The organism is Streptomyces sp. NPDC087310 (genome assembly GCF_044744405.1).
Classification (GTDB): Bacteria; Actinomycetota; Actinomycetes; order Streptomycetales; family Streptomycetaceae; genus Streptomyces.
On sequence record NZ_JBIUYF010000002.1, the window covers coordinates 1 to 23,109 of the forward strand.

The following is a 23,109-nucleotide window of genomic DNA, read 5'->3' on the forward strand; positions in this document are numbered from 1 at the left end:
ACGACCTGCGAAAACACAAGTCGGGACGACAGGATTTGAACCTGCGACCCCTTGACCCCCAGTCAAGTGCGCTACCAAGCTGCGCCACGTCCCGGTGCCCGTCTGACCTGGGGTTTCCCTGGTCCGAACGCGCATGAGAACAATACCGCACTCAGGCCGGTGGTCACGAATCGCTTTCCCGGCGAGGCCCTCTTGACCTCAAGTGCGCTTGACGTTGCACCGTGCTCGTATGACAAGCACAGGGACGACGACACGCACGAACGACACGACGGGCGCCGCCACCGGCTCCGTACCGGGGACCCACCGGGCGCCCTCGCCTCCCGGGCCCGCCCTCCAGGAGCTGAATCGGCTCATGGCCCTGATGACCGGCGACGAGAAGCACGGGCCCGCCGCGACCTCCACCCTGGACGCGCTCTGGGTGCTCTACGACCGGGTGCTGCGCGTGGCGCCCGGGAGCGCCGACGCGGCCGGGCGGGACCGGTTCCTGCTCTCCAAGGGGCACGGGCCGATGGCGTACTACGCGGTCCTCGCAGCCAAGGGGTTCCTCGCCGAGGAGCTGCTGACCGGCTTCGGTTCGTACGACTCGCCGCTGGGCCACCACCCCGACCGGACCCTGGTGCCGGGGGTCGAGATCAGCAGCGGCTCCCTGGGGCACGGGCTGCCGCTCGGCGTGGGCAGCGTGCTCGGGCTGCGGGCGCGGGGGCTCGCGGATCCGCACGTATGGGTGCTGATCGGCGACGCCGAACTGGACGAGGGCAGCAACCACGAGGCGATCGCCTTCGCGGGCTCCGCCGGGCTTGAACAGCTTCACACCGTCGTGGTCGACAACAGCTCCGCGACCCATGGCTGGCCCGGCGGCATCGCCTCCCGGTTCGAGGCGGCCGGCTGGTCGGCCGCGACCGTCGACGGCCGCGACCACGAGGCGCTGTACGCGGCCTTCACCGCGCCGCACGCCGGGCGGCCCCGCGCGGTCGTGGCCCGTGTCGAGCCGAAGTCCTGACCCCGTCACCCCGAGCCCCAGCGCCCCGAGAAGCCGCGCGAACCCGCCGCGTACCGGACGAGGGCCGGACGCGAACCGAGAGAGGTACAGCTCCATGGACACCATGCGCGACCGTTTCATCTCCACCGCCTCCGGGCTGCTGGACGAGGATCCGCGCCTCGCGGTCGTACTCGCCGAGATCAGCGCCGCCGGTTTCACGGAGGCGGAGCGCCGCCATCCGGACCGGGTGATCAATGTCGGGATCCGCGAACAGCTCCTGGTCGGCGTGGGCGGCGGGCTCGCTCTCGCCGGCCTGCGCCCGATGGTGCACACCTTCGCCAGCTTTCTGGTCGAGCGCCCGTTCGAGCAGGTCAAGCTGGACTTCGGCCACCAGGACGTGGGCGGAGTACTGGTGAGCGCGGGGGCGTCGTACGACTCGCCGGCGGGCGGCTTCACCCATATGGCGCCCGGCGATGTCGCGCTGATGGACACGCTCGACGGCTGGACGGTCCAGGTGCCGGGCCACCCGGACGAGGCCGAGGCCCTGCTGCGGCGCGCCGCCACCGGGGACGACCGGGTGTACGTACGCCTGTCGCTCCAGAGCAACAGCCGGGCGCGCGAGGTGACGGGGACCGGCTTCAGCACCGTACGCGAGGGACGGGGCGGGGTCGTGATCGCCGTCGGGCCCCTGCTGGACAACGTCCTGGCGGCGACGGAGGGCCTGGACACGACGGTGCTGTACGCCACGACCGTACGGCCCTTCGACGGCGCGGCGCTGCGCCGGGCCGTCGCGGGCGCGGACCGGGCCGATGTGGTGATCGTGGAGCCGTATCTCGCCGGGACCTCCACGGCCGCCGCCAACGACGCGCTCGTGGAGACGCCGCACCGGGTGCTGGGGCTCGGGGTGGCCCGCCGTGAGCTGCGCCGCTACGGCTCGATGGACGAGCATGTCGCGGAGCAGGGGCTGGATCCGGCCTCGCTGCGCGAGCGCGTCTCGGCGTTCCTGGCGCGCTGAGGTCCGGTGGGAGAGACCCTGGAGTGAGTCCGGGAGAGTCGTCCGGGAGAGTCAGAGGAGCGAGGGAGCCAGCGATGACCGAGACCCCGACCAGCCCGAGCGCGGAACTGCTCATCGACGCCTTCGGCCGGGTCCGCGAGACGGTCCACGAGGTGGTCGGCGGCCTCTCCCCCGACGAGCTGGAGGTACGGCTCGACGACGGGGCGAACTCGATCGCCTGGCTCGTCTGGCATCTCACCCGGGTCCAGGACGACCACATCGCGGACGCCGCCGGTACGGAGCAGGTGTGGACGGCGGAGGACTGGCACGGGCGGTTCGGGCTGTCGTTCCGTCCGGGCGCCACCGGTTACGGGCACTCCGCCAAGGACGTGTCGCGACTCGGCGGCGTCACGGCGGAGCTGCTGGCCGGGTACCACGACGCCGTCCACGACCGCACCGTCGCCTATCTCGGCACGCTCGGGGACGCCGATCTCGGACGGGTCGTCGACGATGCGTGGACCCCGGCGGTGACCCTGGGGGTGCGGCTGGTCAGCGTCATCTCCGACGATCTCCAGCATGTCGGGCAGGCGGCCTTCGTCCGGGGGTGGCTGGAGCGGCCCTGACACCCCGTAAGGGCCTCAAGCCGTTCAGGCCCTGAGCCCCGTCAGGTCTCAGGGCTCCTCCGTCAGGTACGCGAGGAGCCGGCGCGCCGCCGGACCGGTCCGTTCGGGCTCCGGCAGGGCGGCGGAGACCTCCCACAGCTCCCCGTCCCCCGCTCCCACCAGGGGGACGGTGCTGAGCCCGGCCGCCTGCTCCTTGCGGGCGATCGGGCGGGGCACCACCGCGATGCCCAGGCCGTGGCCGACCAGTTCGATCAGGCTGTGCACGTCGTTGACCTCCAGCGCGACCCGCCGCCGGGTCCGCGCCGCGGCGAATGCGCGGTCCGTGAGGCCGCGGGCTCCCCAGTCGGCGTGGAAGTCCACGAAGACCTCGTCGCCCAGCTCGGACCAGGCGGCCCCGTCCGCGCCGGCGAGCCGGTGGCCCGGGTGGCAGAGCAGCACCATCGGTTCGCGGGCCAGCGGTACGAGCCGTACCCCCTCCGGTACGGTCCCGGCCGGCGCGACGAACGCCAGGTCCAGCCGCCCGGCCGCCACGTCGTCCACGAGCGTGGCCGAGCCGGCCTGCCGCAGCCGTATCTCGACCTCGGGGTGTTCGGCCCTGAAGCGGGCGAGCAGCCCGGGGACATGGACGCCGCTCACGCACTGCTCGGTGCCGACGGACAGTGTGCCGCGCAGCAGCCCCTGGACCGCGGCGACCGCCTCCTTGGCCGCCCGTACGCTCGCCAGGGTGCGCGACGCCTCCACCAGCAGGGCGCGGCCCGCCCCGGTCAGCTCGACCCGGCGGGTGGAGCGGACGAAGAGCGGCGCCCCCAGTTCACGCTCCAGGGAGCGTACGGAGGCGGAGAGCCCCGACTGCGAGACCATCAGCCGCTGGGCCGCGCGCGTGAAGTGACGTTCCTCCGCGACGGCGACGAAGTATTCGAGATGCCGGAGTTCCACAGGACGGGAGCCTAATCCGGGACGGCGGCGGGGAGGTCGTCGCGGGTCGCGCCGCGGGCAGGGCCTGTTGAGAAGCCGGGTCGCTCAGTCCGTTCGTTTTCTTCTATTGGACGCGCCGCCGGGCAGCGGCGAGGCTGAAGGCGCATCCGCGGGGAACCCGGCGGGTGGCACTGCATGGCACGGCACGACCACAACTGACCGCGACCGACCTCAACCGACGTGAGCGACACTCGCGACACGATGCTCAGCGCGAACCCGCAGCACGAACCCGCCGCACGAACCCGCCGCACGAACCCGCAGCACGGCCCCCGCAGCAGGAAAGGTGTTCCTCACCATGAAGACTCGCCGCATCGGAACCGTCGACGTCAGCGCGATCGGCCTGGGCGGTATGCCGATGTCGATCGAGGGCCGGCCCGACGAGGCCCGTTCCCTCGCCACTCTGCACGCCGCGCTGGACGCCGGAGTGACGCTGATCGACACGGCCGACGCGTACCACCTGCTCGCCACCGACGTCGGCCACAACGAGACCCTGATCGCCAAGGCGCTCGCCTCCCATCCGCGCGGACCCGAGGTCCTGGTGGCCACGAAGGGCGGCCATCTGCGCCCCGGCGGCGGTGCGTGGACGCTGGACGGCTCCCCCGAGCATCTGAGGCGCGCCTGTGAGGCGTCGCTCGGCCGGCTCGGGGTGGAGGCGATCGGGCTGTACCAGTTCCACCGTCCGGACCCGAAGGTGCCGTACGAGGAGTCGATCGGCGCCCTGCGTGATCTGCTGGACGAGGGCAAGATCCGGCAGGCGGGCATCTCCAACGCGAACCCGGAGCAGATCCGCTCGGCGAACGAGATCCTCGGCGGCCGGCTGGTCTCCGTACAGAACCAGTTCTCGCCCGCCTTCCGGTCCAGCGAGCCGGAGTTGGAGCTCTGCGCGGAGCTGGGTATCGCGTTCCTGCCGTGGAGCCCGTTCGGCGGCATCAAGAACGCCGGTGAACTCGGCTCCTCTTACGCCCCGTTCGCCCGGATCGCCGAGGCGCACGGGGTGAGTCCGCAGCGGGTCTGCCTGGCCTGGATGCTGGCCAAGTCCCCCACGGTGGTGCCGATCCCGGGCTCCAGCCGTCCGGAGACCGCCGTCGACTCGGCGGCGGCGGCCGAGCTCGTCCTCACCCCGGCCGAGGTGGCGGAGCTGGACGCGGCCTGACGGAACCGGTCGGATCGAGGTGGGCCCCGCCGGAGCGGGGCCCACCGTCAACTCCCTTGCCACATAAGGCTCGTCAGGCCCATTGCCACTGCATAACACGGGCCCTACGCTGTGCGACGTACTCCTGAAAGCGCTTTCCAGCCCGCCGGCCCCACCAGCACCGGGAGCGCCCATGAGAGCCTCGTCGCCCTTCCTCGTCATCACCGCGTTACTGGCGCTCGTCCTCGGTGCCGGGGTGGCCGCCCCGCCCCGGGCCGAGGCGGCGCCGTTCCGCGTCCTGGTCTTCTCCAAGGTCACCAATGTCGAGCACGACTCGATCCCCGCCGGAATCAAGGCTGTTGAGCGGCTGGGCAGTGAGAACGGCTTCGACGTGGAGGCCACGTCCGACGCCGCCGCCTTCACCACGGAAAACCTGGCCCGCTTCCAGGCGATCGTCTTCAACAACACCAACTCCACACCGGAGAGCGGCGATCTGCTCGACGCCGCCCAGCGCGCCGCCCTCCAGGCGTTCGTGCGCGGGGGCGGCGGCTGGGTCGGACTGCACTCCGCCTCCGCGAGCGAGCGCGACTGGAGCTGGTACGAGGGCCTGGTCGGCGCGATCTTCGACAAGCATCCGGCCGTCCAGACCGGCCGGGTGAAGGTCCTCGACCGGACCCACCCCTCCACGCGGGGACTTCCCCAGCTCTGGGAGCGTACGGAGGAGTGGTACAACTGGCGGACCAACCCGACGGGGAAGGTGCACACCCTCGCCCAGATCAAGGTGAACGACGGGATCGACGGTCTGGACGAAGGCGTCGACCACCCGTGGTCCTGGTGCCAGAACTACGACGGCGGACGCTCCTGGTTCACCGCCGGCGGCCATGACGCGGCCTCCTTCGAGGAGGACGCCTTCCTCGCCCATCTGCTCGGTGGCATCCAGTGGGCCGCGGGCAACGCGCCCGGCGACTGCACCGCCACCCGCACGAGCGCCTTCCAGCGCACCCCGCTGGTCACCAGCGACCTCGCCGACCCCTTCGAGCTGGCCGTGGCGCCCGACCGCCGGGTCTTCCTCATCGAACGCACCGGCAAACTCAAGGTGATCGACCAGAGCACGCTCCGGGTCTCGACCGCGCTGGACCTCGCGTACACCCCGGACATGACGAGCCAGTCCGACGGCCTGCTCGGGTTGGCACTCGACCCGGACTTCGCGGCGAACCACCGGCTCTATCTGCTGCACTCCGACAAGACCGAGAAACAGCTCAACCTGTCGCGCTTCACGGTCACGGGGAACACCATCGACCCCGCCTCCGAGAAACGCCTGCTCACCGTCCCGACCCTGCGCGGCGAGGGCAGGGCCAACTCACACATGGCCGGGTCGATCGCCTTCGACAAGGCCGGGGACCTGTACGTCGCGACCGGTGACAACACCGATCCGTTCGCCTCCGACGGGTTCGCCCCGATCGACGAGCGGGCCGGACGCCGCGCCTGGGACGCCCAGATGACGGCGGGCAACACCAACGACCTGCGCGGCAAGGTCCTGCGGATCACACCGCGGGACGACGGCACGTACACCGTCCCCGAGGGCAACCTCTTCGCCCCCGGTACGGAGTTGACCCGCCCCGAGATCTACGCGATGGGCCTGCGCAACCCGTTCCGTATCACCACCGACCCGCTGAGCGGGGCGCTGCTGGTGGGCGACTACGGGCCCGACGCGCGCGCCGCCGTGGCCGACCGGGGGCCCGAGGGCACCGTCGAGTACAACCGGATCACCCAGGCGGGGAACTACGGCTGGCCGTACTGCACCGGCTCCAACACCCCCTTCAACGACTACGACTTCGCGACCGGCACCTCCGGCCCGAAGTTCGACTGCGCGAACCTCGTCAACGACTCGCCGAACAACACCGGTCTGCGCGAACTGCCGCCCGCCACACCCGCGACGGTCTGGTACGCCTACTCGGCCTCGTCCCGCTTCCCCGAACTGGGCACGGGCGGCGGGGCGCCGATGAGCGGGCCGGTCTACGCCTACGACCCCGACAACACCTACCCGTCCAGGTTCCCGGCCTACTTCGAGGGGAAGTGGCTGGTCTACGAGCTGACCAGGACCTGGTTCAAGACCTTCTCGTTCCAGGAGAAGGACCAGACGTTCACGGATCCGCGCTTCCCGCCGGTGAAGGCCGGTGAACTCCAGTCCATCAACGGCGTGTTCGGCGACATGAAGTGGAACCAGCCCTTCGACGCGGACTTCGGCCCCGACGGCGCGCTGTACGTCATCGACTTCGGGCTCGGCAGCGGCACGGGCCGGGGTGGCAGCAACGAGGGCTCGGGCGTCTACCGTATCGACCACGTCGGGGACAACCGGCTGCCCGAGGCCAAGACCACCGCGACCCCGGACACCGGGGCGGCGCCGCTCACCGTGAAGTTCTCCAGCGCGGGTTCGGGGCTGCCCGACGACCGGCCGGTCGGCTACGCCTGGGACTTCGACGGCGACGGGACCACCGATTCGACGGAGCCGAACCCGTCCCATGTCTACCGGGACACGGGCCGGTTCACCGCCCGCCTCACCGTCACCGGACCCGGCGGGCTGACCGCGCTCTCGGTCCAGGAGATCACCGTCGGCAACACCCGTCCGGTCGTGACGGTCCAACAGCCGCCGGACGGAGGGATGTTCAGCTTCGGCGACACCATCCCGTTCACCGTGAAGGTGAAGGACCGCGAGGACGGGACGACCGGCCGCGGCGGCGGGATCGACTGCGCGCGGGTCGTTGTCCAGTCGCAGCTCGGTCATGACAGCCACCTCCATCCACTGGACAACTACACGGGCTGTACGGGGGAGATCGTCACCGACGCCGGGGACAGTCACGGCCCCGGCCAGAACCTGTACTACGGGATCACCGCACGCTACGAGGACCAGGGCGGCGCGGACGGCGTGCCCGCCCTCACCGGCTCGGCCTCGCTGACCCTGCGTTCGGCCTTCCGCGAGGCGGAGCACCGCACCTCGACCGGCGGCGCGCACGGCGGGGCCGTGGCCGTGGACCGCGCGGACTCCTCCGGCGGCAAGCGGCTGGGCGAGATCGAGGACGGCGACTGGATCGCCTTCGACCCGGTACGGCTGAAGGGCATCCGTTCGGTGACGGTCGGCGCGTCCTCGGGAGGCATCGGCGGGGACGTCGAGTTCCGCGCGGACTCCCCCACCGGCCGGCTGCTGGGCAAGGTCACCGTCCCCGACACCGGCGGCTACGGCAACCTCGTCTCCCCCACCGTCGACCTCGTCGACCCCGGGCGCTCGGTGACGCTGTACGCCGTCTTCACCAACCCCGCCTGGTCCGAGACCGGCCCGGATCTCCTCGCGCTGGACTGGCTGCACTTCAACGGCCCCGGGGTCGAGAAGAAACCGGCCACCAAGGTGACGGTGGCGGCGGCTCCGGCGGGCGGCACCACACCACTGGCGTTCCAACTCACCAGCAAGGTCAAGCCGTTGTCCGGGCGCACCATCGCGTCGTACCACTGGGACTACGGCGACAACACCAGGCCCGCCGGTCCGGAGGGCCCGAGCGCTGCGCACACGTACGCCAGAGCGGGCGCGTACACGGCCCGTCTGACCGTCACCGACGACCGGGGCGACACGACGACCGGCGCAGTCCGTATCGACGCACGCTGAGAGGAGAGCGGGATGAGCGCCACCACCGGTTCCGGCCACCTCGCCGGCACCAGACGAGCGTTCCTCGGCACCGCGGCGGGCACGGCCGTCGCCCTGAGCGGTACGGGGACCGCGAGCGCCACCGGCCACGGGCGGCGGCGCAGGCGGATCCCGCCGTCCGCGATCGGGATGCACCTCTACACCATGCGCACCCCGCTGGCCGCGGACTTCCGCGGGACGCTGGAGCGCCTGGCGCGGATCGGCTACGCGACGGTCGGGGTCAGCGGGCGGCACGGCCACAGCGCGACCGCCATCCGCGCGATGCTGGACGCCACCGGGCTCCGGGCGGTGCTGGAACACGTCGCCTATCCCACGGTCACCGGCAGCGGTCTGCCGCAGGCGATCGAGGACGTCCGTACGCTCGGCGGCCGGTGGATCGTGGTGCCGAGTCTGCCCGCCGGAATGCACTCACCGGCCGGATACCGGGAAGCGGCACGGCAGTTGAACGAGGCGGGACTGCTCGCCCGGCGCGCCGGGCTCAGGGTGCTCTTCCACAACCACGACGGCGACCATGCCACCGTCGACGGCGAGGGCCTGTACGGCATCCTGCTCAAGGAGACCGATCCGGAGCTGGTGGGCTTCGAGCTGGACGTGTACTGGGCGTCGAAGGGCGGGGACGATCCACGGCGGCTCTTCGTGACCCATCCGGGACGGTTCCCCGTACTGCATGTGAAGGACATGGCGCCGGACGGCGGGTTCGAGGATGTCGGATCCGGTGTGCTGGACTTCCGGGCGATGTTCGACACGGCGCGGTCCGGTGGCGTACGGCAGTGGCTGGTGGAGCACGACACACCGGCCGATCCGTTCCTGACCGCGCTGCGCAGCCACCGGTATCTGGCGCGGCTGCGCTACTGAGCCGCCCGGTCCGGCGCCGCCCGCCGCCCCGCCCATGTCCCCAACCGGCGCACCCCTTCAGCTCCTTGTAGAAGAAGGTGGTCGGCCGGAGCGTCCCTCCCGGGTCGTACGCGTGTCCCGGCACCACCCCGATCGCGGTCCACCCCGCCGAGCGGTACAGCGTCTCGGCGGGGCTGCCGGTCACCTCCGCCCGCAGTCCGGGCTGCGGCGGTGAGACGGAGCGGCGGAGCGGCGGACGAACCCGGACCGTTCGTCGGTCCACACGGTCTGCTCGGCCGCCCTGATCAGGTGCGCGGGGTCCGCCTCCACCTCGCTGAGGAGCTGCGACACGGTGCGCCCGTACACCGCGCAGAGCCGGCCGAGCAGGGAGGCGGTGGGGCCGATCGCGGCGCGCTCGGCGCATGACAGCGTCGAGCGGCTGACCCCGCTGCGGCGGGCCGGCTCGTCCGGCGACCGGCCACGGGGGAGGGCGAGGAGGCCGGTTCGGAGGACGCGCCGTCTCACTCCTGTGCCGAAGCCGCCCCCAGCAGCCCCCGGACCCGGGCCGTCGCCGTACGGAACTCGGGGCGCCCCAGGGTCTGCGTGTAGTCGCGTTCCGCGGGCAGCCCCACATCGATGATCTCCGTGATGGTGCCGGGGCGCGGGCTCATCACCACCACGCGCTCGGCGAGATAGACCGCTTCCGAGATCGAGTGGGTCACGAGCAGCACGGTGGTGCCGGTCTCGCGCCAGATGCGGTTCAGCTCCATGTTGAGCTGCTCGCGGGTGAGCGCGTCGAGCGCCCCGAACGGCTCGTCCATCAGCAGCACGGGCGGCGCGTGGAGCAGCGCCCGGCAGAGCGCGACGCGCTGCTGCATACCGCCGGAGAGTTCGTGTGGATACGCGTCCTCGAAGCCGGTGAGCCCGGTCATCTCGATGAGTTCGTCCGCGCGTTCGCGGGCCGCGGCGGCGTCCGTCCGCCGTATCTCCGCCTGGAGCAGGATGTTGCGCCGGGCGGTGCGCCACTCCAGCAGCGCGGCGCGCTGGAAGACGTAACCGATGTCGTGCCGCGGCCCTTCGACCCGTTCGCCGTGCAGCCGTACGGCGCCCGCGGACGCGGTCAGGAGACCGGCCACGAGTTTGAGAAGGGTGGACTTGCCGCAGCCGGAGGGCCCGACGAGTGCGACGAACTCCCCGGGCGCCACATCGAGGGAGACCTCCTGCAAGGCGGTGACCTCGCGTTTTTTCGTACGGAACCGGACGGCCACCTCGTCGAGGCGGACCGCCGGCCCGCCCGGGGGTACGGGGGTGTGCCGCGCGCCGTCCTGGCGCGCGGCCGGGTCCTGGAGCTTCGCGTCCCTGGCCATGGTGTGTTCCGCCCTATCCCTTCAGCGCCGTGGAGCTGTCCCAGTACTCCTGTACGGCCTTGGGGCTCTTCACCAGACCGGCCCGCGCGAAGATGTCGACGGTCCGCCGCCAGTCGTCCTCGGTGTTGACACCCGGGGCGCTGCCGCGCGTCGCGTCGGTGTGCAGCAGTGTGATCGTCGTGGTGAACTGCTCCGACAGGACGCTCCCGGGCGGCAGTTGCTCCGAAGCGCCGGCCATCGCGGCGACCGCGGGCCGCGGCGCCTTTTCGGCCGCCGCCCATGACTCGCTGACGGCGCGCACCATGCGCCGGGCGAGTTCGCCGCGTTCGGCGAGGATCCGCTGCCCGGCGATCAGGCCGTTGGAGTAGAAGTTGAGCCCGTGCTCGGAGAATCGGAGGTACGAGACCTCCTTCTTGGCCTTGTCCTTCATGGTCGGGCCCTGGTCGCTGGCGTAGCCGAGCAGCGCGTCCGTCTTCCCCGAGATCACCGCGGCGATCTTGCCCGCCGGGTCGGTGTTCTGGACGGTGACGTCCGATTCCTTCAGACCGTTCTTCTCCAGGAAGATCGGGAAGGTCTTGGTGAGTGCGTCACCGGCCGTGCCCGCGATGGTCTTGCCCTTGAGATCGGCGGGTGTGGTGACGTTCTCGCTCTCGAAGAACTGTACGGACGAGGGCGTCGTCTGGAGGAAGACCCCGAGGCTCTTCACCCGGACGCCCTGATCCACCCCGCTGAGCAGGGCGGGGGTGTCGGCCCAGCCGAAATCGGTCTGTCCGGCGGCGGTCGCCTGTACGGTCTTCTGCGAGCCCTGGCCCGCTCTGATCGTCAGGTCGATGCCGTGCTTCTCGAAGATCTTCCGCTGCTTGCCGTAGTAGAACGGCGCGTGTTCGCCGTACGGGTACCAGTTGAGCGTCAGGGTCACCTTGTCGAGCTTCTTGCCGGAGTCGCTGGTGGTGGTCCCCTGGCCGTCCCCGCCACAGGCGGTGGCGGCGATCAGAGTCAGCGGTACGAGGCCGATCAGGAGTCTGCGCGGGTGCATGGCTTCTGGCCCTTCCGGGAGCGGGGGCGAGTCGTGCTCAGTACGTGGTGGTGACGTCGGTGTCCCGGCGGCTCGCGTGCCAGGGCAGCAGGAGCTTCTCGGCGGCTTCGACCAGCGCGAAGAGGACCACGCCGATCAGTGACATGACAAGGAGTCCGGCGAAGAGCATCGGGGTGTCGAGATTGCCGTTGGCCTGGAGGATCACATAGCCCAGCCCCTCGTTGGCGCCGACGAACTCGCCGACGACCGCGCCCGTCACCGCCAGGGTGACGGCGACCTTGAGCCCGGAGAACAGATGGGGCAGCGAGGCCGGGAAGCGGATCTTGACGAAGGTCTGCCAGGGTTTCGCGCCCATCGTCGCGGAGAGCTGGAGCATCTCGGGATCGACCGCCTTCAGGCCGGTCACCATCGAGATCACCACGGGGAAGAACGCGATGAGGACGGCGATCAGGATCTTCGGGGTGATCCCGAAACCGAGCCAGACCACGAACAGCGGCGCGACGGCGATCTTCGGTACGACCTGGGCGAAGAGCAGCAGGGGGTAGAGCGTGCGCTCCACGGCCGACGAGCGGACCATCACCACCGCCGCGAACACACCGACCACGGAGGCGATGAGGAAGCCGAGCAGTGTCTCGTAGGTCGTCACCCACGTGTGGTGCCAGAGATAGCCCGCCTTCCCCGTCAGTACGTCGAGTGTCGCGCCGGGCGAGGGGATGAGATACGGCTCCACCAGCTCGGCGGCGGCGACCGCCCACCACAGGACACCGCAGCCGGCCAGCAGCGCCACGGGGCGCTTACCGGCCTCGACGGCACGGGCGATCCGCTCCCCCGCGCCCGGCGGCCGGACGCGCTGCGGCGAGGGGGAGGGCGGCACGGGCAGGACGCTCTGGCTCACTGTGAACTCCTCGGGGACACCGGGTAGTTGTCACGTGCGCTGCGCCTCGGGGACACGCTTCGGGGGACCGTGTCGCGAACCGTTCGGGCCGGCCTTCGCTCCGTACGCGGCCGACGCCCGGTCGGCGCTTCCCTCCTGAAAGCGCTTTCCGACAGGGTTGGTCCGTCACGCTAGTGACTGCCCGTCCCTACGGTCAAGAGGCCGTCCCGGGGTCACGCGAGGCCGTCCTCCCGGCGGTGGATCTGCGACATCAGTTGCGCCGCACACGACTTGATGGTGTCGAGCCCGGCGCGCCCCCAGCGCCGCGGCTCGGTGTCGGCCACGCAGACGGTGCCCAGGGCCATCCCCGTACGGTCGATGAGGGGCGCCCCGAGGTAGGAGCGGATGCCGGTCTCGTCAACGAGCGCGTTCCCGGCGAACCGGGGGAAGTCGCGGACGTCCTCCAGGACCAGCGCCTTGCGCCGTACCACCACATAGGGGCAGTAGCCGTGGTCCCGGGACTTGACGCGTTCCTCGGCCCCGCCCGGCGGTGTGTGCAGTCCGGCGAAGAACTGCCGTTCCTCGTCGAGGAAGTTGACCATCGCGTAGGGGGCGCCCGTCATCTGTGCCATCTGCCCGGCGTAGGCGTCGAGGGCCGGTTCCGGGCGTGCGCCCAGTCCGAGCCCGCGCAGCCGCACCACGCGCTCGGGCGCCTCCTGGTCGACGGGGGTGAGCAGCAGCCGGGCGATCGGGTCGTACCTCATCCGCGTACCCCGTCGCTCGGGGCGACCGGCGCCGACGGCCTCATTCGGCGAGCTCCGGAGCGGGCGCGGGCACGGGCGCGGGCACGAAGGCCATCGGGGACGGGGCCGGGGCCGTGGACAGCTCCGGGGAGAGGGACGGGGAGGGGGACGGGGACGGGGACGGGGACGAGGTGAGGAGATGCTGGACGAGGGTGACCAGCGTCCGGATGCCCGAACTGGCGATGCGGGCGTCGCAGAGCACGATCGGCACCTCCGGCCTGAGGTCTATCGCGGCCCGCACCTCCTCCGGGTCGTAACGGTACGAGCCGTCGAACTCGTTGACGGCGACGACGAATCCGATGCCGCGCTGTTCGAAGAAGTCCACCGCGGAGAAGGAGTAGTCGAGCCGCCGGGTGTCGGCGAGCACGATCGCGCCGAGCGCGCCCCGGGACAGTTCGTCCCACATGAACCAGAAGCGTTCCTGTCCGGGCGTGCCGAAGAGGTAGAGCACATGGCGTTCGTCGAGCGTCAGCCGGCCGAAGTCCATGGCGACCGTCGTCGACGTCTTGGTCTCGACGCCCGTCAGATCGTCGGTCGCGGCGCTGACCTGGGTCAGCAACTCCTCCGTACTGAGGGGCGCGATCTCGCTGACCGCCCCCACGAAGGTCGTCTTGCCGACTCCGAACCCGCCCGCGACAAGGACCTTCAGCGCGGTGGGAAAGGGCTGGGAGCCGGGATAGGGGTCAGAGCTGTCGTCGTAGACCATCGAGCACTGCCTCCAGCAGGAAACGGTCGGTGGGGTGGTCGAAGGTGTCCGGCGGCCGTGCGGTGATCGCCCCGCACTCCACCAGGTCGGAGAGGAGGACTTTGGTCACCGTGACGGGCAGCCGGAGCTGCGCGGCGATCTCCGCGACGGAGGTCGGCCCCGCGCACAGACCGACGGCCTGGGCGTGCTCGGGGCCGAGGTGCGGCTGCGGCGCCGCCCCGGTGGAGATCACCAGCGTGAGCAGGTCCAGGACGGCCGTCGGTCTGGTCCGGCCCCCGCTCACGGTGTACGGGCGGATGAGCCGGCCCGCCGCGTCGTCGAGCCACGGCCCGTCCGTGGAGAGGGGCACGGTCAGTGCCCCGCGGCGCTCGGTGAGACACCGGCGCCGTGCCGCAGTGGCGTCGCCAGATACGGCCGTACGCTCTTGACCAGCATCGCCATCTCGTAGCCGAGGACCGCGGCGTCCGCCTCGCGGCCCGCCAGCACGGCCAGACAGGTGCCGGATCCCGCCGTGGAGACGAAGAGCAGGGTGGAGTCCAGCTCCACCACGACCTGACGGACCTCGCCGCCGTCGCCGAAGCGGATCCCGGCGCTGCGGCCCAGCGAGTAGAGGCCGGAGGAGAGGGCCGCCATGTGGTCCGCGCTGTCGGGGTCCAGGCCGTGCACGGATCTCACCAGGCCGTCGGAGGAGAGCAGCACCGCGCTGCGGGTGTACGGGACTCGCTGGACCAGACCGCTCAACAGCCAGTCGAGGTCGGAGACATGGCCGGTCGGCACATCGCTCGCCATGGTGAATCTACTCCTTGGGGGTGGTGTCGTGGCGCGGTGATTCCGGCGGTTCGGGAGGGGGCGGTGCCGCTCCCGTGGGTCGCGCGGCGGGCTGGGCCTCGGCGAGACCGATGCCCCGCCGGAAGGCGGCCATCAGACCGGGGTCGTGGAGCGCGGGCTCACCGGCGGGGGCCGGCGCGGGGGCGTCCCGTAGCTGCGGTACGAGGTGCTCCTGCCCCCGGCGCCTGGGTAGTTGGGGCCGGCTCGCCGTACCGCGGATCATGCCGTCGCCGGTGGGGACGACCGCGGGCCTGACCGGGATCACCGGGGCGGGCGGCTGCTCGGGCCGTCCGGCGTGGCGGGCGCCGGGGCGCGCGGCGGCGGGGGTGGGCCGCTCGGCGCGGGCGCTCCGTACGGGCAGCGGCGCGGGTCCGGCGGGAGCCGGTGCGGCGGGACCCGGCGCGGGAGCCCCCGGTGCGGCGGGGTCCTGCGTCGGATGCGCCGGTACGGGAGAACCCGCTGCGAGAGGAGGGCCTTCCTCCCGCACAGGTGCCTGTGGGGCCGGTTGTGGGGCCGACTGCCCGGCCTGCTCCGGGTGTTCGGCCGGGTCGGAGCCGAGCAGTGTGCGCGGCAGCACCAGTACGGCCTGGATCCCGCCGTAGATGTTGGTCTGGATCCGGACCGCGATCCCGTGCCTGCGCGCCAGCGCGGACACCACGAACAGGCCGATCCGCCCGTCCTGGAGGAGGTGCGCGACATTGACCTGGTCCGGGTCGGTGAGCAGCGCGTTCATCTTCTTCTGCTCGGTGAGGTGCATACCGAGCCCCCGGTCCTCCACCTCGATCGCCAGCCCGGCCGTCACCTGCTGGGCCCGGAGCAGCACTTGGGTGTGCGGGGACGAGAACAGCGTGGCGTTCTCGACCAGTTCGGCCAGCAGGTGGATGACATCGGCGACGGCGTGGCCGCGCAGGGTGCCCTCGATCGGCGGCACGAGCTTGACCCGCGGGTACTGCTCGACCTCGGCGATGGCGGAGCGCAGGACCTCGGTCAGGGTGACCGGCCTGCTCCACTGCCGCCGGGAGATCGCCCCGCCGAGGACGGCCAGGTTCTCCGCGTGCCGGCGGATCCGGGTCGCGAGATGGTCGACCTGGAAGAGACCTTTCAGCAGCTCAGGGTCCTCGACCTCGTTCTCCAGGTCGTCCAGCAACTGGATCTCGCGGTGGACGAGGGACTGGAGGCGGCGGGCCAGATTGACGAAGACTTCCACCTTCTGTTCGTTGCCGACACTGCTGGAGAGCCGCGACGCCTGGATCACGGCGCCGACCGCACTCTCGTGCGAGCGGCCGAGTTCCGCCGCGAGCAGGTCGAACTCGTCCCCGCCGTGGCCGGTACCGGCGGGTGGCGCGGGGCGCGCGGGCACGCGCTCACCCTGCCTGAGCTGCTCGACGACGGCGCGCAGTTCGGCCTGTCGGCGCGCGCTGGCGCGGCGCAGCGCGTTGCAGCGGCCGAGGACCGTCCGCGCCGTGCGCTCGGCCCCCAGGGCCGCGGCGGCGATGGCGGAGAAGGCGAGTAGCGCCGTGCCGAACAGGGCCGTCCAGACCGGGGCGGTGGGTTCCGCGGTGGTGGAGCGCAGGACGAGCACCACGGCCGCGGCGCCGCTCAACGAGGCGACGGTCGCGGGCAGGACGGCGGTGCGCACGAGTTCGGCGTGCAGGGGTCGCGGCCGTATACGGGCGTCCTGCGGGGTCGCCGCGTCCGGCCCGGGCGCGGACGGGAACGAACGGGGGTCCGGGCGGCCGTGCCGCCCGCCCTCTCGGCGTTCCGGCCGCGCGACGGGTGCGCGAAGGTGAGACATCTGTGTCCTCGGTACGTGGGGCCCCAGGATCGGCATGCGTGCTGGTGCTGGTGCGGCGGCGGACGTGGTTCACGGCGCAGCGGCAGGACCGGCGCATGCCGGATGAGCCCTCCGTTGATCACCGAGCACACACGGTAGTCGCCAAGCGGTCATTCACGGTGGGCAGTTGACAAAGTTGCCCACAGAGCACCCCGCTCTGGTATGAGGCATCGCACATCAGCCCGAAATAGCCCAGGGACGGCACGCGTTCGGCCCGGTGCGGGGCACCGGGCCGAATCGTTCAGCTCAACTCCCTTTTCCGGCGGCTCCCTACGACGCCGGGAGGATCACCGAGCGGGTGAGGTGGCGCGGGCTGTCCGGGTCGAGTCCGCGCCGCCGCGCGAGCGCGAGGGCGAGCCGCTGGACCCGTACCAGTTCGGCGAGCGGGTCGAGGCCCCCCGCCACCCACAGCCCGCCGGTCGCCGCGACCTGCTCCGCCAGGCCGTCGGGGGCGTCCCCGAGCATCCAGGTCGCCGTGCCCTCGGTCGTGATGCTGATCGGGCCGTGCCGGTACTCCATCGCCGGGTACGCCTCGGTCCAGGAGAGCGATGCCTCCCGCATCTTGAGGGCGCCCTCCTCGGCGAGCCCGACCGACCAGCCCCGGCCGAGGAAGGTGAACTGGGTGCACTCGGTGAGGGAGTCGGGCAGCGGCTGCGCGAGAGCCGTCTCCCCGTCCGCGACCACGGCGTCGCCGTGCAGTCCGAGACGGGCCCGGAGCAGGGTGAGCGCCGTGGTCGCGAAGCGGGTCTGGACGACGGACCGCTCGTCGGCGAAGTCCAGGACGATCAGGTCGTCGGCGGCGTCACGGACCGGCGTGGCCGGGTCCGCGGTGATCGCGGTCGTACGGACCGTGCCGCGGACGCCCGCGAGGAGGGCGAGCACCTCGGTGGTCGTACCGGAGCGGGTCAGCGCCACGATCCGGTCGTAGCGCCGCCCCGAGGGGAACTCGGAGGCGGCGAAGGCATCGGTCTCCCCCTGCCCCGCGCCCTCCCGGAGGGCGGCGTAGGCGCGGGCCATGAAGAACGAGGTGCCGCAGCCGACGACGGCGACGCGCTCCCCGGGCGCGGGCAGCGCGTCGGCCACCCCCGGCTCCTGGGCCAGCGCGGCGGCCCGGCGCCAGCAGGCGGGCTGGTCGGCCAGTTCGGTCTCCACATGTGTCGCCTGAGCCATGCGTGCTCTCCGCTCCCGGTCCACTGACCGATGAAGTCGCGCCGAATGATTTTTTCTGCATGTTAAAGCAGCTTTCCAATCAGAAACAAGCATCACTGTGCGCGGTACGCTCAGGGACAGCCCGGCAGCCCGCCCGGCAGCAGGGCCGGGCACCAGGGCCCGGCCGGTCGACGTCGAGAAGGATGCGGTGATGCGGTGAATCGCCACGAGCGGCACACGGCCCTGCTGGAGCTGCTGACGCAGCGGCACCAGGTCGAGGTCGAGGCCGTCGCCGCCGAGCTGGGGGTGTCCGTCGCGACCGTACGCCGCGACCTCGACCACCTCGCCGAGCAGCAGTTGCTGACCCGTACCCGGGGCGGGGCGGTGGCCCACTCCGTCGCGTACGAACTCCCCCTGCGCTACAAGGCGGTGCGGCACGCCTCGGAGAAGGAACGCATCGCGCGGGCGGCGGCGGCGATGGTCGAACCGGGGATGGTGGTCGGGCTGAACGGCGGCACGACGACGACGGAGGTCGCCCGCGCCATCGCCACCCGCGCCGACCTCGGGGGCTCGGCCGAGGAACCGGCGGTCACGCTCGTCACGAACGCGCTGAACATCGCCCATGAGCTGGCGGTACGACCGCACATCAAGGTCGTGACGACGGGCGGGGTCGCGATGCACCAGTCGTACGAACTGGTCGGCCCGCTGGCCCGGCACATCCTCGGCGAGGTCAGCCTGGACCTCGCCTTCCTCGGGGTGGACGCCGTGGACGCGGAGGAGGGCGCGGGCGCGCACAGCGAGCACGAGGCGAGCGTCAACGCGCTGCTCGCCGAGCGGGCGCGGACGCTGGTCGTGGTGGCGGACAGCTCGAAGCTGGGCGCCCGCGCGTTCGCCAGGATCTGTCCGGTGGAGGACATCGGGACGCTCATCACCGACACGGGCGGGGCACGGCGGGCCGCCCGCTTCGAGGAGCGCGGGGTCCCGGTCGTCCTGGTCTGACGTACACGCCTCGTACGGACCGGTGCGACTGTACGTACGCACGCGCGCCTCGTACGGCTCCGGGGGCGGCCGTCGTGGCCGTACGCCACCGGAGCCGTACCCCGGGGCCCGCGGGGCTACGCAGGGGACGCGCTCTCGGCCGTCTCCTCCGTCTTTCCCGTGGCGGGCTTCCCGGCGGCCTCGGCGGCCGTCACCGTTCCCGTACCGGCCGAGGACACCAGCGCGTCGGGGGCGGCCGTCGCGTACTCCGGCCAGCCACCGGCCGGCGGGGCGGCCACCGAGCGCCACCACGGGGCGTCGGGGACCGCGTCCCCGGTGGGTTCGAAGGGCTGGCCGGGGTGCGGCAGCGCGAGCCCGGCGCCCGCCGCGGCCGCGGCCTCGACGGTGCCCTCGCCCGGCTCGGCCCACGGATGCGGGGCGAGGTTGAAGGTCCCCCAGTGGATCGGCATCATCACGCCGGAGGGCCGGCCGCCCTGGAGGTCGAGGTGGGCGCGCATGCCCTCGGCCGGGGTCATGTGGATGTCGGGCCAGTACTCGCTGTACGCGCCGATCTGGATCATCGTGGCGTCGAAGGGGCCGTGCTCGGCGCCGATGTCCTTGAAGCCGGGGAAGTAGCCGGTGTCGCCGCTGTGGTAGACGCGGTGCTCGGGCCCCGCCACGACCCAGGACGCCCAGAGGGTGTGCTGCTGGTTGCGCAGCCCGCGCCCGCAGAAGTGGCGCGCGGGCGTGGCCGTGAGGCGGATGCCGGCGACCTCGGTGGACTCGTTCCAGTCGAGCTCGCGCAGCCGGGACGCGGGCACGCCCCAGCTCTCCAGGTGGGCTCCCACGCCGAGCGGCACAGCGAAGAGGGTGTCGGTGGAGGCGAGGGCGCGGATCGTGGGCAGGTCGAGATGGTCGTAGTGGTCGTGGGAGATCACGACGACGTCCACCGGACCGAGCGCGGCGAGCGGTACGGGGACGGGGTGCAGCCGCTTCGGGCCCGCGAAGGAGAACGGCGAGCAGCGCTCACCCCACACCGGGTCGAAGAGGACCCGCCTGCCGTCGATCTCGGCGAGGACGCTCGAATGCCCCATCCAGGTGAGCCGCAGGCCCGAGGCGGGGGGCGCGGCCAGGTCGGCGAGGGTCGTGGGGTGCACGGGGATGGTGCCGATCGGGGAGCGCCGGGCCCGTGCCTCCTTCTGGAAGTAGATCTTCGCGAGCTCGACCCCCGAGGCCCCGGACGGTCTGGTCCTGGCGCCCTCGGGGTTCTGGAACACCCCGTCGGCGAAGTTCGGCGAGCGGTGGATCCGCTCCAGTCTCTCCCCCGCCGAGTCGGCCCCGAAGGCCGCGGGTCGCAGCGAGCGCAGCCGGGAGCGCAACGGAAGGGGGGAACCAGCGCCTGTCACAGCACCTCCTGGAGGTTCGGTGTTGTCCCATTATGGCCGGGACCATTCATCGGTGCGGGGTGAAGTGACCGGAATCGATCACTCCCGCCCCGTCCCGCGTACGCCCGTCCAACGTTCGTCACTGCCCCGGGGATTCCCGGTCATGCCCCCGATTCTCGTGAACTCTCCGGAGAGCGCCGGACGGCGCCGGGCGGCGAGGCGGCCTCTTCGCCGGGGCGGGCGGTACGGCCATACTGGGGGACGGTCGGACCGTCCGGACCGTGAAAGGGAGACTGTGACGCAGCCGCAGACCGATCAGAGCGACCAGTTCCACCACGATGTGCTGGTCGTCGGGGGCAGCGGGGTGGATACCGTCGTCCGGGTCGACTCGCTGCCGGTGCCGCTCGCCGATTCCGTCCCGGTGGGGCCGATCCGCGAATGGCCCGGACACACCGGTGGCAATGTGGCTCTGGGCTGCCGGAACTTGGGGCTGAACGTCAAGTTCCTCGACTACATAGGCGACGACTGGACCGGCGTACAGGTCAAGGAGCGGCTTTCCGCGGGCGATGTGGACTTCGAGGCGCTGATCTCGCCGGACGGCACGCGGCGCGCGGTCAATCTGGTGGACAGGACAGGCCGCCGGATGTCCTTCCACGACGCCAGGGACCCCGAAGATCTGCGGATGCCGCGCGAGTTCTATCTGCCGCACCTGCGGCGCGCCCGCCACGTCCACCTCTCGATCACCAACTTCACCCGGTTCCTCTTCGACGACCTCGAAGCGCTCGGCGTCCCGGTCTCGACCGATCTGCACGACTGGGACGGACTCGACGACTACCACCGGGAGTTCGCCTTCCGCTCCGACCTGGTGTTCCTCAGCGCGGCCGGGGCGGGTGAGCGGATCGCCTCGGTGATGCGGGAGATCCTGCGCGAGGGGCGGGCCGAGGCGGTGATCGCGACGGCGGGCGCGGGCGGCTCGTACCTGATGACCCGCGAGGGCGGGCGCACCCCGCGCCCGGTGCCGGCGACCGCCCCGCCCGCGCCGGTGGTGGACTCCAACGGCGCGGGTGACGCGTACGTCTGCGGTTTTCTGTACGGGCGGCTGGCGGGCCTGGACCTCGAACGGAGCGCGGCGCTGGGCGCGGTCGCGGGCGCCTACGCCTGTACGGCCGAGGGCAGCGCGGCCCTGATCGGCCGGGACGACCTGCTCGCGGTCACGGTGTGACGCCCGGGGCGGGGCGGCGCCGGGCCCACCGGCGCCGCCCCGCCGCGGGCCCAGCCCGTCCCGGCGCGAGCCCCGCTCCGGCACGGGCCCCGGCTCAGGTCTGGCGGACCGGTTCGTACGCCTCCGCTTCGAGCCCGAACGTCCAGGCCACGCCCTGCTTCGCCGAACGGACCGTGGGCGGCACCCGCAGCCAGTAGGTGCGGTGAGTGCCGTCCGGTTCCGGCGTGGAGTTGACCACCTCGACCATCGCTATGTCCTCGTCGCCGGTCAGCGCGATCCGCCACAGGACGCCGGTCTCGTCCCGGTGGACCGGCCGCGCGTCCGACTCGCTCAGATAGCGCTCGAAGCCGTAGTACTCCAGCATCACCCGGCGCAGCTCGGCGTTGGGCTCCTCACGGATCCGCTCGGGGGTCAGCGAGGGCAGCTCTTCGAGGAACGCGGCGGGGACCGGCATCCCGCGCCAGGCGTACAGCGCGAAGCCGTCCGGGTAGGCGATCGCCGGGCCGTCCCCCCGGTCCAGCCGCCCCGCCTCGTCGCGGTGGAGGACGGTGGGGCGCTCGCAGATGACCACCGCGTCCTCGTACGGCCACCACCAGCCCGCGTGCCGCGCCACCTCGGCGAGCCCCTCCAGCCGCTCGCTGCGGCCGTCGAACGCGGCGAGCCAGGCCGCGTCGTGCTGGCCGAGCACCGCGTCCAGCAGCACCGAACGGATCGTGGCCCGCGCGCCGAGCGCGCCCGCCGTTCCGTCCCACCCCTCCTTGCCGGTCGGCCGGACCGCACCGGCCGGTGCGGTCCGGCCGGCCTCCACGCCTTCCCCGGTGTCCTCCTCGACCGCGTCCAGGATGCCGGTGCGTATCCGGTCGGCGAGCGCCCGCGTGGTGTCCCAGAGCCTGGCCCCGGTGGCGTTCCAGTGCCGGGCCCAGCCGTCCGGGCCCAGCGTGTCGTGCGCCCTGCGCCGCTCCTCCGCCCAGGGGTACGTACGGACCTCGTCGCGCACGGACCGCCCGGCCCCGGTGAGCAGCAGCGCGGCCCGCGCGCCGGCCAGCGGCGATCCGGCCCAGACGATCCGCTCCGGTTCCGGGAGCCCCGCCCTGCGGTAGGCGAGCCGTACCCCCTGCTCGGCGGCGCGCCGGTCCGTACCGCCCGTCGCCGCCGCGACGGCCCGCCAGGTGTGCATGTCGCTCATCGTCATCGCTCCGCTCGCCGTCATCCCTGCCGGCCGTCCGCTGTTCGTCGTCACCGCCGGCACCGCTGTCACCGCCACCGCCGCACCCGCTCAGTCCGCGACGACGCGCACCGCGCCCGGCACGTACTCACGCTGGCGCACCACCTGGAACCACCCCTTGGGCAGCGGTATCACCGCGTGTTCCTCGTGCACCACCCGTCCGCCGTCCGGGAGGTGCAGGAACACGGGCCCCGCCGTGTCACCCGACTCCCTGATCAGCCGGCCGGGGCCCGGTATCGCGTGGGCGTGGCCGGTGACCTCGCCGAGCGCCAGGACCAGTCGGCCGCGTGCGTCCCTCGGCTCACCGGACACCTTCTCCGCGTCCACGAGGTACGACGGGACGGCTTCCTCCGCCACGGGCACGATGAGTACGTCTCCCTGTCGGAACATGGCTCTCCCCTCAACCGGCGGCGCCCGGTGCGCCGACCTGTGAACGACGCTAAGGGGAGGGTCTGACAACGGGGCTCC

General features: G+C 72.1%; 21 protein-coding genes, 1 tRNA gene and 2 pseudogenes. 8 read left to right on the forward strand and 16 right to left on the reverse strand.

The window, feature by feature from the left end:
* Window positions 1-20: 20 nt before the first annotated feature.
* A tRNA-Pro gene (locus ACIO3P_RS06075) sits at window positions 21-94 on the reverse strand.
* Between the two features lie 258 nt (window positions 95-352).
* Between ACIO3P_RS06075 and ACIO3P_RS06080 the strand changes: the two genes are divergently transcribed.
* The 3 genes from ACIO3P_RS06080 to ACIO3P_RS06090 all read left to right on the forward strand — a co-directional run bounded on the left by ACIO3P_RS06080 (window position 353) and on the right by ACIO3P_RS06090 (window position 2,596).
* Window positions 353-1,000 carry a transketolase gene (locus tag ACIO3P_RS06080; RefSeq protein WP_401848865.1) on the forward strand — a complete coding sequence of 216 codons (648 nt, stop codon included), beginning with the start codon at window positions 353-355 and terminating at the stop codon, window positions 998-1,000.
* A gap of 94 nt (window positions 1,001-1,094) precedes the next feature.
* Entirely contained in the window at window positions 1,095-1,994 is a 900-nt protein-coding gene (locus ACIO3P_RS06085) for a transketolase family protein (protein WP_401848810.1), read from the forward strand.
* A gap of 74 nt (window positions 1,995-2,068) precedes the next feature.
* Window positions 2,069-2,596, forward strand: coding sequence for a DinB family protein (locus ACIO3P_RS06090; protein ID WP_401786312.1), 528 nt, complete (start codon window positions 2,069-2,071; stop codon window positions 2,594-2,596).
* Between the two features lie 48 nt (window positions 2,597-2,644).
* On the opposite strand, the gene ACIO3P_RS06095 is transcribed toward ACIO3P_RS06090, so the two are convergent.
* Window positions 2,645-3,532 (reverse strand): LysR family transcriptional regulator, encoded by an 888-nt coding sequence (locus tag ACIO3P_RS06095; protein ID WP_401848809.1) that lies wholly within the window; start codon window positions 3,530-3,532, stop codon window positions 2,645-2,647.
* A gap of 334 nt (window positions 3,533-3,866) precedes the next feature.
* On the opposite strand from ACIO3P_RS06095, the gene ACIO3P_RS06100 reads away from it, so the two are divergent.
* The 3 genes from ACIO3P_RS06100 to ACIO3P_RS06110 all read left to right on the forward strand — a co-directional run bounded on the left by ACIO3P_RS06100 (window position 3,867) and on the right by ACIO3P_RS06110 (window position 9,255).
* Window positions 3,867-4,724 (forward strand): aldo/keto reductase, encoded by an 858-nt coding sequence (locus ACIO3P_RS06100; protein ID WP_329827626.1) that lies wholly within the window; start codon window positions 3,867-3,869, stop codon window positions 4,722-4,724.
* A 172-nt stretch (window positions 4,725-4,896) separates the two neighbouring features.
* The gene (locus tag ACIO3P_RS06105; RefSeq protein ID WP_401848808.1) at window positions 4,897-8,361 is read left to right on the forward strand and encodes a ThuA domain-containing protein; all 3,465 of its coding nucleotides are present in this window, start codon (window positions 4,897-4,899) and stop codon (window positions 8,359-8,361) included.
* Window positions 8,362-8,529: 168 nt separating this feature from the next.
* Window positions 8,530-9,255: a TIM barrel protein gene (locus ACIO3P_RS06110; RefSeq protein WP_329828109.1), complete on the forward strand. Its 726-nt coding sequence runs from the start codon at window positions 8,530-8,532 to the stop codon at window positions 9,253-9,255.
* Between the two features lie 58 nt (window positions 9,256-9,313).
* On the opposite strand, the pseudogene ACIO3P_RS06115 reads toward ACIO3P_RS06110, so the two are convergent.
* From ACIO3P_RS06115 to ACIO3P_RS06165, 11 genes and pseudogenes are all read right to left on the reverse strand, one after another.
* A pseudogene (locus ACIO3P_RS06115) lies at window positions 9,314-9,436 on the reverse strand (GNAT family N-acetyltransferase); the annotation flags it as partial.
* The gene (locus ACIO3P_RS06120) at window positions 9,436-9,759 is read right to left on the reverse strand and encodes a helix-turn-helix domain-containing protein (RefSeq protein WP_401848806.1); all 324 of its coding nucleotides are present in this window, start codon (window positions 9,757-9,759) and stop codon (window positions 9,436-9,438) included. The pseudogene ACIO3P_RS06115 and the gene ACIO3P_RS06120, both read right to left, overlap by 1 nt.
* Window positions 9,756-10,601 carry an ABC transporter ATP-binding protein gene (locus ACIO3P_RS06125; protein ID WP_329827628.1) on the reverse strand — a complete coding sequence of 282 codons (846 nt, stop codon included), beginning with the start codon at window positions 10,599-10,601 and terminating at the stop codon, window positions 9,756-9,758. Before ACIO3P_RS06125 ends, ACIO3P_RS06120 begins: the two co-directional genes overlap by 4 nt.
* 13 nt (window positions 10,602-10,614) lie before the next feature.
* Complete coding sequence (locus tag ACIO3P_RS06130) at window positions 10,615-11,637, reverse strand: ABC transporter substrate-binding protein (RefSeq protein ID WP_329827629.1); 1,023 nt, start codon at window positions 11,635-11,637, stop codon at window positions 10,615-10,617.
* Window positions 11,638-11,674: 37 nt separating this feature from the next.
* A complete protein-coding gene (locus ACIO3P_RS06135) occupies window positions 11,675-12,532 on the reverse strand; it encodes an ABC transporter permease (RefSeq protein WP_401786301.1) in 858 nt (285 codons plus the stop codon).
* Window positions 12,533-12,744: 212 nt separating this feature from the next.
* Window positions 12,745-13,275: a GAF domain-containing protein gene (locus ACIO3P_RS06140; protein ID WP_401848804.1), complete on the reverse strand. Its 531-nt coding sequence runs from the start codon at window positions 13,273-13,275 to the stop codon at window positions 12,745-12,747.
* A 145-nt stretch (window positions 13,276-13,420) separates the two neighbouring features.
* A pseudogene (locus tag ACIO3P_RS06145) lies at window positions 13,421-14,020 on the reverse strand (GTP-binding protein); the annotation flags it as partial.
* A complete protein-coding gene (locus ACIO3P_RS06150) occupies window positions 13,998-14,369 on the reverse strand; it encodes a DUF742 domain-containing protein (protein WP_401786292.1) in 372 nt (123 codons plus the stop codon). The pseudogene ACIO3P_RS06145 and the gene ACIO3P_RS06150, both read right to left, overlap by 23 nt.
* A gap of 2 nt (window positions 14,370-14,371) precedes the next feature.
* The gene (locus ACIO3P_RS06155) at window positions 14,372-14,809 is read right to left on the reverse strand and encodes a roadblock/LC7 domain-containing protein (RefSeq protein WP_329827633.1); all 438 of its coding nucleotides are present in this window, start codon (window positions 14,807-14,809) and stop codon (window positions 14,372-14,374) included.
* A 7-nt stretch (window positions 14,810-14,816) separates the two neighbouring features.
* Window positions 14,817-16,643 (reverse strand): ATP-binding protein, encoded by a 1,827-nt coding sequence (locus ACIO3P_RS06160; RefSeq protein WP_401848802.1) that lies wholly within the window; start codon window positions 16,641-16,643, stop codon window positions 14,817-14,819.
* A gap of 309 nt (window positions 16,644-16,952) precedes the next feature.
* Complete coding sequence (locus ACIO3P_RS06165; protein WP_401848801.1) at window positions 16,953-17,852, reverse strand: SIS domain-containing protein; 900 nt, start codon at window positions 17,850-17,852, stop codon at window positions 16,953-16,955.
* 195 nt (window positions 17,853-18,047) lie between these two features.
* Between ACIO3P_RS06165 and ACIO3P_RS06170 the strand changes: the two genes are divergently transcribed.
* Window positions 18,048-18,830, forward strand: a complete 783-nt coding sequence (locus ACIO3P_RS06170) for a DeoR/GlpR family DNA-binding transcription regulator (RefSeq protein ID WP_401786287.1) — start codon at window positions 18,048-18,050, stop codon at window positions 18,828-18,830.
* A gap of 116 nt (window positions 18,831-18,946) precedes the next feature.
* On the opposite strand, the gene ACIO3P_RS06175 is transcribed toward ACIO3P_RS06170, so the two are convergent.
* Entirely contained in the window at window positions 18,947-20,215 is a 1,269-nt protein-coding gene (locus ACIO3P_RS06175; RefSeq protein ID WP_401848799.1) for an MBL fold metallo-hydrolase, read from the reverse strand.
* A gap of 322 nt (window positions 20,216-20,537) precedes the next feature.
* Here ACIO3P_RS06175 and ACIO3P_RS06180 point away from each other — a divergent pair, with 322 nt between their 5' ends.
* Complete coding sequence (locus ACIO3P_RS06180) at window positions 20,538-21,416, forward strand: carbohydrate kinase family protein (protein ID WP_329828112.1); 879 nt, start codon at window positions 20,538-20,540, stop codon at window positions 21,414-21,416.
* Window positions 21,417-21,510: 94 nt separating this feature from the next.
* Here the strand turns inward: ACIO3P_RS06180 and ACIO3P_RS06185 are convergent, their stop codons facing one another.
* Window positions 21,511-22,602 (reverse strand): DUF6745 domain-containing protein, encoded by a 1,092-nt coding sequence (locus ACIO3P_RS06185; RefSeq protein WP_401848798.1) that lies wholly within the window; start codon window positions 22,600-22,602, stop codon window positions 21,511-21,513.
* Between the two features lie 90 nt (window positions 22,603-22,692).
* Window positions 22,693-23,031 carry a hypothetical protein gene (locus ACIO3P_RS06190; RefSeq protein WP_329827638.1) on the reverse strand — a complete coding sequence of 113 codons (339 nt, stop codon included), beginning with the start codon at window positions 23,029-23,031 and terminating at the stop codon, window positions 22,693-22,695.
* Between the last annotated feature and the right edge of the window lie 78 nt (window positions 23,032-23,109).

Excerpts from the sequence above, each read along its gene's own strand:
- ACIO3P_RS06190 (WP_329827638.1), bottom strand. The coding sequence starts at position 23,031 with ATGTTCCGACAGGGAGACGTACTCATCGTGCCCGTGGCGGAGGAAGCC.
- ACIO3P_RS06085 (WP_401848810.1), top strand. The coding sequence starts at position 1,095 with ATGGACACCATGCGCGACCGTTTCATCTCCACCGCCTCCGGGCTGCTG.
- ACIO3P_RS06130 (WP_329827629.1), bottom strand. The coding sequence starts at position 11,637 with ATGCACCCGCGCAGACTCCTGATCGGCCTCGTACCGCTGACTCTGATC.
- ACIO3P_RS06110 (WP_329828109.1), top strand. The coding sequence starts at position 8,530 with ATGCACCTCTACACCATGCGCACCCCGCTGGCCGCGGACTTCCGCGGG.
- ACIO3P_RS06100 (WP_329827626.1), top strand. The coding sequence starts at position 3,867 with ATGAAGACTCGCCGCATCGGAACCGTCGACGTCAGCGCGATCGGCCTG.
- ACIO3P_RS06140 (WP_401848804.1), bottom strand. The coding sequence starts at position 13,275 with ATGAGGTACGACCCGATCGCCCGGCTGCTGCTCACCCCCGTCGACCAG.
- ACIO3P_RS06155 (WP_329827633.1), bottom strand. The coding sequence starts at position 14,809 with ATGGCGAGCGATGTGCCGACCGGCCATGTCTCCGACCTCGACTGGCTG.
- ACIO3P_RS06105 (WP_401848808.1), top strand. The coding sequence starts at position 4,897 with ATGAGAGCCTCGTCGCCCTTCCTCGTCATCACCGCGTTACTGGCGCTC.
- ACIO3P_RS06185 (WP_401848798.1), bottom strand. The coding sequence starts at position 22,602 with ATGAGCGACATGCACACCTGGCGGGCCGTCGCGGCGGCGACGGGCGGT.
- ACIO3P_RS06125 (WP_329827628.1), bottom strand. The coding sequence starts at position 10,601 with ATGGCCAGGGACGCGAAGCTCCAGGACCCGGCCGCGCGCCAGGACGGC.
- ACIO3P_RS06090 (WP_401786312.1), top strand. The coding sequence starts at position 2,069 with ATGACCGAGACCCCGACCAGCCCGAGCGCGGAACTGCTCATCGACGCC.
- ACIO3P_RS06160 (WP_401848802.1), bottom strand. The coding sequence starts at position 16,643 with ATGTCTCACCTTCGCGCACCCGTCGCGCGGCCGGAACGCCGAGAGGGC.
- ACIO3P_RS06165 (WP_401848801.1), bottom strand. The coding sequence starts at position 17,852 with ATGGCTCAGGCGACACATGTGGAGACCGAACTGGCCGACCAGCCCGCC.
- ACIO3P_RS06080 (WP_401848865.1), top strand. The coding sequence starts at position 353 with ATGGCCCTGATGACCGGCGACGAGAAGCACGGGCCCGCCGCGACCTCC.